Source organism: Chitinibacter sp. GC72, assembly GCF_009760905.1.
Classification (GTDB): domain Bacteria; phylum Pseudomonadota; class Gammaproteobacteria; order Burkholderiales; family Chitinibacteraceae; genus Chitinibacter.
In genome coordinates, this window is the sequence record NZ_VIRW01000015.1 from 1 (window position 1) to 14311 (window position 14311).

Sequence of the window (14311 nt, forward strand, 5' to 3'; positions counted from 1 at the left end):
CGCGACAGTGCATCACCATTTTGATGAAGAGGTGGTCAATCGTTGGTTGGTGGATCATCGTTTTGTGGTGATGTACTTGCCAGCGTATAGCCCTGAGCTCAATTTGATCGAGATCGTGTGGAAACACGCCAAGCATTTTTGGCGTAGCTTCAAGTCGTGGAGCAAGGATAAATTGGTCGAAGAAGTCCACACCCTTTTATCCGGCTTCGGTTCGAAATTTAAAATTAGTTATGCGTGATTACTTAGAACAAATTTTTTTGAATTTTGAAGTTATTGTGGAATACAAAATTTGGATTTAACTTCGTTGCTCTTACCACGTTTGTAGCTTGCAATAATCAGCTTTGGGTCGTGTGCTGTCTCCCTGATTGTCTGGATCATTCCAAGCTTGCTGGCGGCCATGCCCGATTTGAATGGGCGGTTCAATGCTTGTGCGCCTGCAGCCTGATCCAGCCTCGCCGCACGCGCCCTTTTACCGCAAAAAACAGTTGATCTCTGCATCGGCTTGGCCTACTTTGTGCAGCTTATCTTTGCCGCGCGCCATTATGCCTTTTAGTCTCAAAGCCCCAGTTCAGTACGAGCTGGTGATCAAAAAAAGCCGTTTTATCGCCTGCGTGCAGCCGATGAGTGATCGCAGCACGGCGCAGCAGATTGTGGCTGGGCTCAAGGCCGCTCACCCGACGGCGGCGCATGTGTGCTGGGCCTTGCTGGCCGGTGGGCAATCGGCGGCGGTGGATGATGGCGAGCCGTCGGGCACGGCGGGGCGGCCGATGCTGGATGTATTGCGCCATCAGGATCTGGAAGGCGTGCTGGCCACCGTGGTGCGCTATTTTGGCGGCGTCAAACTCGGTGCGGGTGGGCTGGTGCGCGCCTATACCGATTCGGTGGCGCAAGCACTGCTGCTGGCCGAGAAAATCCCGCTACTGAAAATGACTTCACTGCGCTGCTGTGCACCGTATGCGCTGGAAGGCCATATCCGGCGTGCTCTGGCAGCCTATACTGCCGTGCAACTGGAGGTGGAGCACGGCAGCCAGGTGGTGTTTAATTTTGCCGTTACCGCTGATGTGGCTGATGAATTGATCGCGCAACTTAATGAATCCTGCCACGGACAACTGGGCTGGTTGTCGCCCGCGTGAGCATCAGTATTTACACCCGTTTTTCGCATTTGTTCCCCCCTTCGCAGAAGGGGGCTAGGGGGAATTTATGCACTATTTGATCCAACTTTATGGCTGAAATAATGCCAAATCCCCCCTGTTTTCAACGGGGGAGACTACTGCGGCAGCTCAAGCGATGTGCTTTAAGCCGCTGGCAGCGTTGTGTAGATTCATGCCGTGTCAGTGTCGCCGAGTTACTTGCTGGGGCGGCCAGTTTTGATTTTTTCCAGTCCATCTACCAGCGCCAGCAATTGGGCGTTGTCCATTGCCGCCAGCGCTTTCAGGCCCGCGCGAATGAGCTCGCTTTTTTTCACTTCAACACCTGCGGTGATGATGCGTTGCTTGGTTTCGGCGATCAGCGCGTAGTCGCTGGCGGGGAATGTGAAGCTATCGCGCACCAGCTTGGGTTTCTTGGTTTTGGCAGGCTTGGCGGTTTTTTCAGCTTTGCTTTCACGCTGGGCGACGGGTTTTGCCGCCTGTTTGGCGCGCAATTTGGGCGGTTGCGCGGCTTTTTCAATGGCCTGATCCAGCGCGGCGCTTTCTGCTGCGGTTTCGGCTTTCTCTACTGCTTCAGGCGCTACGGCGGGCTTCTCTGCAGGTTTTACTGCCGGTTTGCTTGCCGGAGCAGACGGGCGCGCGGCGGCCTTGTTCGCTGCTTTTGGTGCTGCTGTGGGGGTGGCGGGCTTGGCTGCCGTGTGCGGCTTGTTACCCGCTGAGGCTGGGGTTGGCTTGGCGGGTTGATTAGCCGATTGATTGGCGTTGGCGATCGATTCGGCTGAATTGAGCAGGGCAGATTTGCTGGGCATGGTTTTTTCCTGAAAGGTATAAACGGTTTATATTGTTTCTCTAACCATTTTGCCCTTATTTAGCCTTGCAGTGTGTTGCAGTTTTATGACGTAAAAATTAAGTGTTGGATATCGTCGATAGGGCCTTGTTGAGCGCCTGCCGCGCCAGGATGATCGTTTCCGACGCGGTAAGGCCGATGCCAGCGGGATGGGTGGCCAGCCAGTCGTCTGCGGCGCGGCCATGCAGATATACACCGCAGCGCGCGGCATCCATCAGCGCCAGCCCTTGCGCGCACAGGCTCATGATGATGCCCGATAGCACATCGCCTTGCCCGGCGCTGCTGAGCGCTGCATTGCCGCTGCGATTGATGGTGAGCTCATCAGCACATCCGACGAGCGTGCCATGGCCTTTCAGGACGATATGGCATTGATAGCGCCCGATCAGCGCACGCATCGCTGCCAGCCGGTCTGCTTGAACCGCAGCGGTGCTGGTGCCCAGCAAGCGCGCGGCTTCGCTCGGGTGCGGTGTCAGGACGGTGGGGGCGCTGCGCCGGGCTAAATGCGCTTGCAGCGCGGTATCGGCGGCAATCAGATTGAGTGCGTCGGCATCCAGCAATAATGGTGCCGGGGTATCCATGCACCGGCGCAATAGCTGCCACGCTTCTGGCGATATACCCATGCCCATTCCAGCCAGAATATGGCTGGGCTGGTGCTGGCTTAATAGCGTTTCTGCAGGGCTCAGCATCAGCTCGGGCTGCAGTATATCCACGCTCAGGCGCGCATCGAGCAGGCCAACCCAGACCTTACCCGCCCCCAGTAATAGCGCCGCACGTCCGGCCAGCAAGGCCGCACCACACATACCCTCTGCGCCGCCAATCACGGCCACGCTGCCAAAATGCCCTTTGTGCGTATCGTTGCCGCGTTGCAGCGCCTTGGCACTGGCGGGAAGTGTGCTGATCTCTTGCATGCTTGGCCTGATGAATGTGGTGAACTATCAATCAGCATAGCGCTCACACAGCGCAGGGTGCTTAGATCTTGCGCATCCACACGCGAACCAGACCCTGGGGAGTATCGCCATGCCTGCATTGCCAGAGACACATCATGCCCATTGTGGTCTACCCCGGATCGGGCTAATTGATGCACGCACTATGCTGCTGATTGGACTGGGATTGGTAAACGCTGCTGTGGCCGCCAGTGATGGGATTATTCGCTCGGAGCGGCATGACTTTCGCGTCAAGACGCTGACTCGTGGCCTGGATCATCCGTGGGCGCTGGCCTTTCTGCCCGATGGCCGCATGCTGGTGACCGAACGGCCGGGGCGTTTGCGCCTGATTGCCGCCAATGGCGAGCTAGACCCGCGCCCCGTTGCCGGTTTGCCGCCGATGGTTGCCAGCGGGCAGGGCGGTTTGCTTGATGTTGTGTTGCATCCTGATTTTGCCAAAAATCGCTGGGTGTATTTTTCCTACGCTGGTCGCGAAGGTCATGGCGCCGCAACCCAGGTTGCGCGCGGCCAGCTTGTCCGGGATGAGAAGGACTCGAACGGCCATCGCCTAAACAATGTGCAGCAGGTTTATCGGCAAAAACCCGGCAGTAGCAGCGGCGTGCATTTTGGCTCGCGGCTGGTGTTTGATCGCCAGGGCATGCTGCTGATTACGCAGGGTGACCGTGGTGACAAGGACAGAGCGCAGCAGCTGGATGATCTGGCCGGCAAAGCGGTACGCCTGCACGATGATGGACGCTTCCCTGCCGACGCGCCATTTGCACAAAAGCCAGAGGTATATAGCTACGGGCATCGTAATATGCAAGGTGCAGCCATATACCCCGCCACAGGTGAATTGTGGGCCACCGAGCATGGCCCGCAAGGCGGTGACGAGCTTAATATCGTGCGCGCCGGGCGCAACTATGGCTGGCCAGTGATCACCTATGGCGTGAATTACGGGCTGGGCACCAAGATCGGCGAAGGCAAGGCCAAGGCCGGCATGGAGCAACCCGTTTACCAGTGGACGCCATCCATTGCGCCATCTGGCCTCGCTTTTTATCAGGGCAAGGCTTTTCCGCGCTGGCAGGGGCAATTGTTTGTCGGTGCGCTTAAATACCAGATGCTGGTGCGGCTGGAGCTGAACGGCAATCGTGTGGTGCACGAAGAGCGCCTGCTGAAAGATCAGCTGGGGCGCATTCGTGATGTGCGCGTGGGCGCGGATGGCTTGCTCTATTTGCTTACCGACGAAGCCGACGGCGCACTGCTCAGGCTAGAGCCGGTACGCTGATCGCGAAGTGTAAATAGTGACATTGAGCAAATATATGATTTGACAGGGCTTTTTTTATCCCGTAAAGTCGCGGCACTAATTTGATTGAGCACCCTGCACGACGTGTGTCGTGAATGTGTTTCCAGCAGTTCCCTCCAGCAAGCCTCCTCAGCTTATCTGAAACGAATCTGCCGCTCTTGCTTGGCCTTACCCAAGCCCGCTGATTCAGAAGTTCCTTCGTGAACCCAGTGCTCTTCTTCTTGGTGCTTTTCCATCCAGCATGTGATGGTGTGTAAGGCGCGTGTTATCCAATGATTCAGTTCAAATAAAAACAAAGCGCCCAATTTAAGGGAGCAGCCATCATGGCCTCAACAACTTTTGACTTCAATATCGAAGCTCGTCCATCCACTCGCACTAGCGAAATGGAAGGCTGGTTTCAAATCGTGATCTGCCGCGGCGACCAGCGCAAGCCGGTAACCGACTGGCAACCCGCGCCGCAAGCGCGAGATATGGCGCTGCACCGCGTGCTGCAAACGACCGCCAAAGTCGCCAGCCAGCAGATCGCCCAGCAATACCATTAATGTTCAGACTGATTATCAAACGGCCTGAATGCCAAAAAGCCACCGGAAGGTGGCTTTTTCTTTGGGTGCGATTTAATGATTGGATTAAAAGGGAGGCTGCCAGCGACCCAGAGTAGAATGATTTTGTAGGTTGGTACTGAGCTTGCGAAGCCCAACAATCGCGCTAAACGTTGGACTGCATTACATTGAGCCCAACCTACAGCTCTGGTTTATGGTGGATGACACCGATCCATATACCGACTTCAGCATTTGGGTATTCATTATCAAAATCAATACCAATATTTAATTCTTGGCTGTTTAACTGTGCCTGCTCAAGTTGAGCTGCGGCATCCATCAAAAATGATGCTAGTGAACGCAATTCATCTGCACTCGCATAAATATCGACATCTTGTAGATATATCGGCGTCAGACCTTTATCTTCAGTGTAATTTGTTGGCCAACCAATTAGACGCATGATCATAACCTTTTGCTACGTATGCAATCGCTTGCTGTACTGTTGAAAAAGCCACAAGTTCTCTCCAGTATCGCGCTGCGTAGTCGCCGTAGGCACTACGCAGCACGATGCGCCTCATCTCCAGCGTATTGCCGCTCCGCGTCAAATACGCCTGCGCGATTACATGATGATCAGCACGACACACTCGCAAAGCGCTGCGCGTGCTGATCCAGAAAATCGGCCGCAGCCGTTTTGCTGCTGAAGGCGACGGGGGCGGTTTGTCCGGTTTCATACAGGATGCCGACCAGATCGGCGTCGTCGGTGAAGGCGAGTTTTTTGCCAAATAGCACCAGCCAGTCGCCGCCCAGATTCAGGATGCGGGCGTGTAGCGGTGGGTCAAATTCGCAGGCCTGGGCGATGGTGTAGAGGTTGACGCCGTTAAATTGAATACTCATGTTTGCACTTTATGATGGGTATATTGCTGAAGCTAGCTATATAGATAGTTTTGCTGGCTATACCCTGTGGTTGAATTGATGGATGTTGAGTTTAGCGAATCAGCATGGCGGCGGCGGGTTGTTCTTCGTACCAGGCCCAGTGACGGGCGGCTTTGAGCGCGACGTCGCGGATTTGCTCGTAGAGCAAATAGGGTTCGAGCTTGAAGAGCAGGGCGCATTGCTGCAAGTCGTCTAGAAAATACGGACTATCCCAGCCTTTTTCCAGGTGGCGCGCCATCGCGACGGCCTGATTGACGATGCGCACACGCGGCTCGTCGGCAAAATGATCGTCGATCAGGTGCAGCAGCGTGCGTGGCAAATGCCATTCCATCACCAGCCCTTGCTGGATGTCGTTGATTTTGCAGCCGAGCATTTTGATTTGTACTTCCTGGCTGCGCTGGCTGGGGTTGCTGCGCAAGGTTTCCTGAATCTGCATCATCTGCCGTGGCGCTGTTAGCCAGAGCAAGATTTCTGCGGTGTCGTGCAGCAAGGCGGCGGTGATCACCTCGGCGGGCTCGATGTCGCGGCGGTAATGGCTGAGCATTTCGGCAATGCACGAGGCCAGATAGGCGCGCGAGCAGGTGCGGTGGGCGCCATACAGCACGATTTTTTGCGTATCGGCCTGCGCTTCCAGATTGGGCAAGGAGCCAAACAGCCGGAAAAACCCCGTCACGCCGATCATCAACAAGACCCGCTCGATGGTGGTGACATCGGTGGTTTGGCGGCTGTGGCGGTGCGCTTCCTGATAGCGCAGGATATTGAGCGTGAGCAAGGGGTCGTGCCGGATCAGCTCGCCGATTTCGCGCAGGCCGATCTCGTCGATCCGCGCATGGTAGCCGCGCATTTCCAGATGCGTGTGCGTCAGAATCGGGATCGGCTGCTCGGCCAGATAGGTCACCCATTGCTGCAAATCGGTAAATGCTTTACTGGACATGATGGCTCTTTGTGCAAGGTCAGCGTGTGCTCTCAGCTTAGCGTAATCTGGGGAGGGCTTGTTGAGAATTGCTGGGCAAGGTGGGCTGGTGCCGATTCCGGCGTGATATTCGCGACATTCGCCGCAATTGCGGCCAAATCTGCGGGCTGCGGTGGCAGAATGGTTACAATAGGCTTTCCGTATTTTTCACCGCTTGCCATGACTCAACCCGCTCAGCTTGTATTGATCGAAGACGAACCGGCCATCGCCGATACGCTGGGCTTTGCCTTGCAGCGCGAGGGCTGGCAGGTGAGGCATTTTGGCCTGGCGCAGGCAGGTGAAGCGTATCTGGCTACGCATCGTGCCGATTTGCTGATTCTGGATGTGGGGCTGCCCGACGATAGCGGCTTTGAGGTGCTCAAGCGCCTACGCCGATCCAGCGACATGCCGGTGTTGCTGCTCACCGCGCGCGCGGAGGAGTTTGACCGGATTTTAGGGCTGGAGCTGGGCGCGGATGATTATGTGGTCAAGCCATTTAGCCCGCGCGAAGTGGCAGCGCGGGTGCGGGCAATTTTGAAGCGCAGCCGCGCCGCCAGCCCCGCGCCAGAGGCGACAGTATCAACTGCGCCGCTTTCTGCGCCAATACAAAGTCTGTTTGTCCATGATGCTGCAGCTAGAAGGGTATCTTTCTGTGGATCAGCGCTGGTGCTGACTCCCAGTGAATACCATCTGATGGTATCGCTGCTGACGCGCCCGGGGCATGTGCTGAGCCGGGCGCAATTGCTCGATGCGCTGGGCGATGCGGCCGAGGATAGCTTCGAGCGCACCATCGATAGCCATATCAAAAGCCTGCGCGCCAAATTACGCGCCGTGCGGGCTGACCTGGACCCGATTGCTACACATCGCGGCTTTGGTTATGCGCTGGCGGTGAGCTAATGCGTTTTTCATTGCGAATTTTCCTCGGCTATTTTCTGCTCGTCGCCTTGCTGGCGGCGTATGTGCTTAATCTGGTGCGCGAAGAGGTCAAACCGGCGATGCGCCAGTCAGCCGAAGAAGTGCTGCTTGATACGGCCAATTTGCTGGCGGCGATGATCCAGCCTGATTTTGTCGCCGGGCGGCTCGACGATGGGCGCTTTGCCGCTGCGATGGCGCAGTTTGCCCTGCGTCGGCCACAGGCGCAGATTACCGATGTTAAACATGAACGCACCTATTTGCGCGTGTATGTCACCGACGCGCGCGGTAAGGTGCTGCTTGATTCGGAGCGCACAGCCGTCGGGAAGGATTACAGCCAGTGGCGCGACGTGGTGCGCACCTTGCGCGGCGAATACGGTGCGCGAACAACGCTGGCTGACCCGGACAATCCGCTCTCTACCGTGATGCATGTCGCCGCGCCGATCAAAAATGGCGACCAGATTATCGGCGTCGTCACCGTCAGCCGCCCCAATCTGGCGATGCAGCCGTATATTGAACGCAGCGAGCGCAAATTGTCGCGCATCGTGATTGCGGTGATTATTGCCGGGCTGATCGCCGGGGCGCTGTTTTCGTGGTGGCTGAGCCGTGGCATTACGCAGCTGACCGATTTTGCCCGTGACGTGAGCGCTGGCAAGCCCGCGCCGGTGCCGCGTTTTATTGCCAATCGCGAGCTGACCAGCTTGGCCAGCGCCTTGGGCGCAATGCGCGACGAGCTCGATGGCAAGGCGTATATCGAAAATTATGTGCATGAATTGACGCACGAACTCAAATCGCCACTGGCGGGTATTCGTGCTTCGGCAGAAATTTTGCAGGACGAACTGGCCGTCGCAGATCGGCAGCGATTTTTGCTGCATATTGACGCAGAAGTCGTCCGTATGCAGAAAATTGTCGATTATTTACTGCAGTTGGCTTCGCTGGAGGCCCGGCATGAATTGCACGATGCGCAGGCGCTGGATCTGGCCGCGCTGATCCGCACCCAAATTGAGGCGCTGCATAACCAGCTGGGCGCGCGGCAAATCAGCTGGACGGGTGACTGGGGGGCTGAAGCGCCGCTGATTTGGGGGGAAGGCTTTCTGCTGGGGCAGGCGATTCGCAATATCCTGCAAAACGCCATCGATTTTACGCAGCGCAATGGGCAGATCGAGATTAATATACTCAGGCAGGGTAATGAGTTGCAGCTCAATATTATCAATGATGGTGAGCCAATACCTGACTATGCGTTGGGCAGATTATTTGAGCGTTTTTACTCCCTGCCGCGCGGCAACGGTCAGAAAAGCACCGGGCTGGGTCTGGTGCTGACCCGTGCGATAGTCCAATTGCATGGCGGGCAGATCCGGCTGGATAATCACCCACGGGGCGTATTGGCCCAGCTGCTGCTGCCGCTGGTTTAGGTCTTATTCTGTGCCACTCAGTCCAATTATCCCCATGAATTCGCATTAATCCCGTATTAATCAATTTGCGCCTCGCAGCCTGTCGGGCGGCAAGCTAAGATGATTCACGGTCACCAGAAGGGAAATGGCATGCAACGGTTTGTATTGGCTTTGATCGCGTCTTGCTGCTTGGCAATGGCAGCGGCGGCGCCTGCCGAGATTACCATCTACGCCTCGGACACTTATCGCCCGATCAGCTGGCTGGACGAGCAGGGCAACCCCAAAGGCATTGCGCTGGAGGCGATCGATTTTGTGCAAAAAGACACTGGCCTCAAGCTCAAGGCCGAGCTGCTGCCGTGGAACCGCGCCTACAATCTGGCCAAACACGGGCTGGGCGGCATTATCGGCATTTCGTTTACGCCCGAGCGCGCCGAGCTGTTTGATTATTCCCCGGTGCTTTTTGATAGCGGCATTACGCTGGTCATGCATAAAAACCGCCAGATCCGCTATCAGAGCGTGGCAGATTTATCCGGCAAGCGAATCGGCGCGTTGATTGGCGTGAGCTATGGCGCGGAGCTGGATCAGGCGGCCAAAAATGGCGTGTTTGAATTTGTGCGCGACTCATCGCACAGCGCTCGCTTGAAAAACCTGCTTATAGGCCGCATCGATGCTGCCCTGTTTGCCAACGCGCCGGCAGGCCTGAGTCAGTTTGTCGCCAACGACCCCGAGCTCAAAGCCCATGCCGACGAGTTTCTGGTCTTTACCAAGCTATTCAAAGACCCGATCCATATCGCCTTTCGCAAAGGCAGCCTGGATCAAGCCACGCGAAGTCGGCTGTTTCAGTCATTCGAGAAATGGGCCAAACAACGCGAGTCGCGCTGAATTGAAATTGCCGCTGAGCGCTCAGAAAGAAGAAGCCATTGTACTTCTGACGTGCATGTTTAGCCGTTTTCCAGAATAAATTCATAGCGCTCGCCTGCATTGCGTCGTAACTCTGCAGTGTCATTGCTAAATAGCTCGGACAGCGAAGTTGCTACCACGTCACGACTCCATGTTTCATTTTGAAAATCGATGATCTGGCCGAAAGTACCTGCCACGCCGGGGTCGGCATCAAATAGCAGATAGTCTCCCGCTAGATTGCTGGCAAACGGAATCCATTTCGGGTTTGCGTAGTCGTCCACCTTGATTTTTGCGCTGTATTGGCTGAAATCAATGTCGTCTAAATCATCTTCGCCACGCTGGAGATCCTGAATGCTCTGCCATTCAGTGCGGATTTCCTTTAGCGGCAGAATGTAATATTCGCAGTCTTCCAGTTCAATACAAAAAGCGGCAGCAACCGGGTTGTATAAATAATCATGAATCGCGTAGAAGTTGAGTAGCTCGTCAGGAATAAGGTTGCCTTTATCCACTTCGGCGTATTGTTTGATGGTTGCGGCAGAAGCACCCGCAGCTAAGTTGTAATATGCGTTGTTGATAGGTACGGTAAGACCAATTTCAGCGACCCATGCATTGATGATGGTGGCTAGTTCGGTAAAACGTGGGTCCAGCGCGGCATACTCGGCAGGTGCTGGTGTTTCGTTCGGCTGATGGGAGGAGAGTGAAATGCCAGTTACCTCGCCGTTATCCATGCCAAACCAAGCGCTGATGCCATTGATGATAAATGCTTTGTTGCTGTCCGAAGAATACAGCTTGACCAGCTTGTCTTTGTTGCTCTTGCGATAATCCAGAATATCATGCTGCTCAAGAGTAAAGGTGCCAGAAAATGCCTGCCTAGCTTGGTTTTCGTATTTTTCTTGAATCAAATTGATGTCAATGCTTTCTGCTATTTCGCCCTGTTTGGAAAAGGCGGTAATGCCGTGTTGATCCCAGGCAAAAACATGGTTGTAGCTATCAGGTGTTTTCTTGGCATGCCTGCTGGGGCCCAAGATCTTTTCGAGCTCGGAGATTGGGATTGGAAAACGGATGCTTACCCCATTAATCATCAATGCTTGGCTGTTCAAATCAATGTGGGCTGCAAGCTGGCTGTGGTTCTGAGCGTTGCTGGGTGGCATAGTTTCTCACGTCTGATTTACGCTAGGTATATAGCCGCAGGCTTTTATAGAGAAGAGCTTTAGCTGTATACGTTAGTTAATCGGGCGGTGAAATCACCGCCCTTTTCGTGTCTGCTTGCTACCGCTTATTTATTGCTGGCAATCCGGGTTTCGATGTTTTTGGCCCGATCCGCTGAAGCTGGGTGAGAGGCCAGCATGCTGTGCTCGCCGCCGCTCAGTTGAGCCAGCTTCTGGAAGGCGCTGATCAGTGCTTCACGTTTGAGTTTCTTTTGCGTGAGCAAATCGTAGGAGAAATTGTCGGCATCCAGCTCTTGTGATTGTGAGAACTGGGCATTGATCAGTGTTTCGGTAAATTTGCCCAGCTCCGAGCCGCTGAGTGCTGCTGCGGTGCTACCACCGTATTCGCCAATTGCCGATTTGGCGGCTGATACCGTGTACGCGGTTTGCATGGCCTTGCGGCTATGGCCCAATGCCACGTGGCCCATTTCATGGCCTAATACGCCAATGATTTCGTCGTCGGTCATCAGATCCATCAGGCCGCTGTAGACTCGGATGCAGCCATTGGCCATCGCCCAAGCGTTCACTTCCGGCTCCAGGTATACCTTGTAATTGACAGGCTGGCCGTTGATTTCCTTGCCCAGTTCTTTGGCAATGGTATCGAGGCGTTTGCTGTATTTGTTTTTGGCTGGCGCGATTTTCGATTCGGCATCGCTTTGTACGCAGGCTTGATTGGCCAGCGATTTCACGTCAGCGTCGGTCAGTGTGGCCGCTTGGAGTGCTTGCGTGCCGACTTTCAGCGCCTTGCCAATGTCAAATGCCATTGTCGATGGTGCCAGTGCGGTGCCCAGCAGAGCCGCTAATACAATCGAATGCAGTTTCATCATTCATACCCAGAAAAATTGAAAGGCTGAATCTTAGGGTTGCGTCAGCTTCTAGTCAAAAAAGCTGTGGTGCATTTCACACTTTGGTAGTTTGCCCGGCGGCTATGGATCTTCTTCACACAATCTCCACATTGCCTGCGCGTGTTATCCATATCCCTAAGTCATGATGAATCCGTGCAATAAATACACAGGAGATGATCATGAAAATCGGAATGAAACTGGCTGCCATGCTGGGCTTGATGGTGCTAATGCTGGTGGTGCTGGCGTTTGTGCGGGATCTGGTGAGCGAGCGCCAGCAGCGTGCCGACACCGTACGAAGTGAAATTGCCCAGTTCAGCGCGGGCGAGCAAACGCTGCTGGGGCCATTTCTGGTGCTGCCCTATGTGCAGACCAGCAGCAAACTGATCGAGGCAACCAAAGACAAGGCCAGCTATTGGGAAGATACGCAGGTGAGCGATCAGCTGGTGCTGACCCCTAGCCAGTTTGATGCGCGTGGCCAGCTGGCGGTGGAAGTGCTTAAACGCGGCTTATTCGAAGCGCCGATTTACCGCAGCCAGCTGCAGCTAAGTGGCCGGTTTGCGATACCGGCGCTGGGTCAGTACGAGGCCAAGGCGGCCTCCGCGCGCGAGCGTATTACCACCCAGTGGCAAACGCCCTATCTGGCGCTGGGCCTGAGCGATGTGCGCGGTATTCAGCAATTGAGCGGTGTGGCTGCCAGCCAGACGCTCACTTTTGCTCCCGGTGCGCGGCATGCCAAATTAGGAGGAGGTGTCCATGCGCCGCTGGCGTTGGCTGAATCCGCTGTGCTTCAGCAGCAAGGCCAGCAACTGGATTTCAATTTCAAGCTCAATCTGGCGGGCAGCACCCAATTGCTGATCGAACCGGTGGGCGATAGCAGCCAGATTGCTTTATCCGGCAATTGGCCACATCCCAGCTTTGCCGGCAATTTTGCACCGCTGGAGCGCACGATTACCGCCAATAGTTTTAGCGCCCGCTGGCAAACCAGCGAGCTGGCCACTGGCGGCAGCATGACCATGCACTGCAATAGCAAGGACGAATCCCAGTGCAATGCCGCCCGTGTCGGCTTGCGCCTGATCGACCCGGTAGACCGCTATGTGCTCAACGAGCGCACCATGAAATACGCCGAGCTATTTATGCTGCTGATTTTTGGCGCGGTGTTTTTAATGGAAGTCATGCACAAGCTGTCGGTGCATCCGGTGCAATACAGTCTGGTCGGGCTGGGGCTGGCGATGTTCTTTCTGCTCACATTGTCCTTGTCCGAGCATATTGGCTTTAATAAAGCCTACTGGCTGGCGGCTCTGGCCTCGGCGGCGTTGCAAGGCTTTTATATCAGCTTTGTACTGGCAGGCTGGCGACGTGGTCTGGGCTTTGCTGCGGTACTGGTTGCGCTGTATGGTTTGCTGTTCGGCATCTTGCAATCGGAAGACATGGCCTTGCTAATGGGTAGCCTGACGATGTTTGCACTGCTGGCCTGCGTGATGTATTTCACCCGGAACATTGACTGGAAAGAGCTAGGAGGCAATACCCACTCCCAGTATCGCCCCAGCAAGGCCGACGCTAAAATGATGGCGGTGGTGAAAGCGCACCGCGACGAAATAGCGGGCTAATTGACCGCGCCGACTCCAACGGGTCGGCACGGTTTGCCATTTTTACAAGGAGTTAAATCGGATGAGCTGGTATCTAATGCCGTGGCGTATTGCTACTTTGTTGATTGGCCTGCTTTTGCTGGTGCTGGGGGCGGATTATTACCAGTTTGGCGACTGGGATTACGGCATTAGCGCGCTGATGGCGCTGGCCACGTATGCGCTGATGCCACGCTTTCACGCGGCACTGCTGCAGCGAGATGGGCTCGTCGCGGCTTTGATTCTGGTGTTCTGTGTCGATACCACTTACACCGCCTATTTGCAGGCGATGGAAATGACTTTGGAAATGCGCTGGGTGAATTTTGGCGCGAGCGCGTCTTTATTTGGTTTTTGCTGGATTGTGTGGTGCTTGCTGCCGATGCTGTGGCAGGGAAAAATCCGCTCTGCGCCGCTGTTCAAGTCAGTAAGGGACATAAGTTCTCGCCGATCCCTCAGGCAAGGTAGCGATGGGCGGGAATAGTGCTTGAGCATTTCGTGCGCTTTGATTTTGGCGCGCAGCAGCGCTGTTTCGGGGGATAATGGGCGCTTTCAAACAGAGGAAATCATCATGGACGAGCGTATTACCGAACTGGAAATCCGTCTGGCCTTGCAGGACGATTTGCTCGACGAGCTAAACCAGATTATTTCACGCCAGCAATTGCAGATCGACCAGCTGGCGGCCGCATTGCAGGCACTGCAACAAAATCAGGCCGTACCCGATCAGCAAGCGCCGCGCAGCCTGTTTGACGAAATCCCGCCGCATTATTAATCCCGCATTGATTCACACAGGC

17 protein-coding genes are annotated in these 14311 nt (G+C 55.3%); 10 read left to right on the plus strand and 7 right to left on the minus strand.

What is annotated here, in order from left to right; genetic code table 11:
- On the plus strand, window positions 1–238 hold a 238-nt coding region (locus tag FLS37_RS12005; protein WP_198314540.1), incomplete at its 5' end, for a transposase.
- Between the two features lie 304 nt (window positions 239–542).
- A complete protein-coding gene (locus tag FLS37_RS12010; RefSeq protein ID WP_157670190.1) occupies window positions 543–1133 on the plus strand; it encodes a YigZ family protein in 591 nt (196 codons plus the stop codon).
- 212 nt (window positions 1134–1345) lie between these two features.
- On the opposite strand, the gene FLS37_RS12015 is transcribed toward FLS37_RS12010, so the two are convergent.
- On the minus strand, window positions 1346–1957 hold the full coding sequence (locus FLS37_RS12015) for a hypothetical protein (protein WP_157670191.1): 612 nt from the start codon (window positions 1955–1957) through the stop codon (window positions 1346–1348).
- Between the two features lie 97 nt (window positions 1958–2054).
- Window positions 2055–2903 carry an NAD(P)H-hydrate dehydratase gene (locus FLS37_RS12020; RefSeq protein WP_157670192.1) on the minus strand — a complete coding sequence of 283 codons (849 nt, stop codon included), beginning with the start codon at window positions 2901–2903 and terminating at the stop codon, window positions 2055–2057.
- A 109-nt stretch (window positions 2904–3012) separates the two neighbouring features.
- On the opposite strand from FLS37_RS12020, the gene FLS37_RS12025 reads away from it, so the two are divergent.
- Both FLS37_RS12025 and FLS37_RS12030 read left to right on the plus strand, forming a co-directional pair.
- On the plus strand, window positions 3013–4203 hold the full coding sequence (locus FLS37_RS12025) for a PQQ-dependent sugar dehydrogenase (protein ID WP_232522588.1): 1191 nt from the start codon (window positions 3013–3015) through the stop codon (window positions 4201–4203).
- 341 nt (window positions 4204–4544) lie between these two features.
- Window positions 4545–4763 carry a hypothetical protein gene (locus tag FLS37_RS12030; protein WP_157670193.1) on the plus strand — a complete coding sequence of 73 codons (219 nt, stop codon included), beginning with the start codon at window positions 4545–4547 and terminating at the stop codon, window positions 4761–4763.
- Window positions 4764–4959: 196 nt separating this feature from the next.
- Here the strand turns inward: FLS37_RS12030 and FLS37_RS12035 are convergent, their stop codons facing one another.
- From FLS37_RS12035 to FLS37_RS12045, 3 genes are all read right to left on the minus strand, one after another.
- The gene (locus tag FLS37_RS12035; RefSeq protein ID WP_157670194.1) at window positions 4960–5223 is read right to left on the minus strand and encodes a hypothetical protein; all 264 of its coding nucleotides are present in this window, start codon (window positions 5221–5223) and stop codon (window positions 4960–4962) included.
- 164 nt (window positions 5224–5387) lie between these two features.
- Window positions 5388–5651 carry a hypothetical protein gene (locus FLS37_RS12040; RefSeq protein WP_157670195.1) on the minus strand — a complete coding sequence of 88 codons (264 nt, stop codon included), beginning with the start codon at window positions 5649–5651 and terminating at the stop codon, window positions 5388–5390.
- Window positions 5652–5742: 91 nt separating this feature from the next.
- Entirely contained in the window at window positions 5743–6624 is an 882-nt protein-coding gene (locus tag FLS37_RS12045) for an HDOD domain-containing protein (RefSeq protein WP_157670196.1), read from the minus strand.
- Window positions 6625–6822: 198 nt separating this feature from the next.
- Between FLS37_RS12045 and creB the strand changes: the two genes are divergently transcribed.
- From creB to FLS37_RS12060, 3 genes are all read left to right on the plus strand, one after another.
- Entirely contained in the window at window positions 6823–7539 is a 717-nt protein-coding gene (gene creB / locus FLS37_RS12050) for a two-component system response regulator CreB (RefSeq protein ID WP_157670197.1), read from the plus strand.
- Window positions 7539–8966: a two-component system sensor histidine kinase CreC gene (creC, locus tag FLS37_RS12055; protein ID WP_157670198.1), complete on the plus strand. Its 1428-nt coding sequence runs from the start codon at window positions 7539–7541 to the stop codon at window positions 8964–8966. Before creB ends, creC begins: the two co-directional genes overlap by 1 nt.
- Before the next feature lie 129 nt (window positions 8967–9095).
- The gene (locus tag FLS37_RS12060) at window positions 9096–9827 is read left to right on the plus strand and encodes an ABC transporter substrate-binding protein (protein WP_157670199.1); all 732 of its coding nucleotides are present in this window, start codon (window positions 9096–9098) and stop codon (window positions 9825–9827) included.
- 59 nt (window positions 9828–9886) lie between these two features.
- Here FLS37_RS12060 and FLS37_RS12065 read toward each other — a convergent pair whose 3' ends face one another.
- Together FLS37_RS12065 and FLS37_RS12070 are read right to left on the minus strand one after the other, a co-directional pair.
- A complete protein-coding gene (locus FLS37_RS12065) occupies window positions 9887–10945 on the minus strand; it encodes an SMI1/KNR4 family protein (protein WP_157670200.1) in 1059 nt (352 codons plus the stop codon).
- 176 nt (window positions 10946–11121) lie between these two features.
- Complete coding sequence (locus FLS37_RS12070; RefSeq protein WP_232522590.1) at window positions 11122–11880, minus strand: M48 family metallopeptidase; 759 nt, start codon at window positions 11878–11880, stop codon at window positions 11122–11124.
- Window positions 11881–12077: 197 nt separating this feature from the next.
- Between FLS37_RS12070 and creD the strand changes: the two genes are divergently transcribed.
- The 3 genes from creD (at window position 12078) to FLS37_RS12085 (ending at window position 14289) form a co-directional block, all read left to right on the plus strand.
- Window positions 12078–13505, plus strand: a complete 1428-nt coding sequence (gene creD, locus FLS37_RS12075) for a cell envelope integrity protein CreD (RefSeq protein WP_157670201.1) — start codon at window positions 12078–12080, stop codon at window positions 13503–13505.
- Between the two features lie 61 nt (window positions 13506–13566).
- Window positions 13567–14001, plus strand: a complete 435-nt coding sequence (locus FLS37_RS12080; RefSeq protein ID WP_157670202.1) for a hypothetical protein — start codon at window positions 13567–13569, stop codon at window positions 13999–14001.
- Between the two features lie 87 nt (window positions 14002–14088).
- Complete coding sequence (locus FLS37_RS12085) at window positions 14089–14289, plus strand: SlyX family protein (protein WP_157670203.1); 201 nt, start codon at window positions 14089–14091, stop codon at window positions 14287–14289.
- Window positions 14290–14311: the final 22 nt, after the last annotated feature.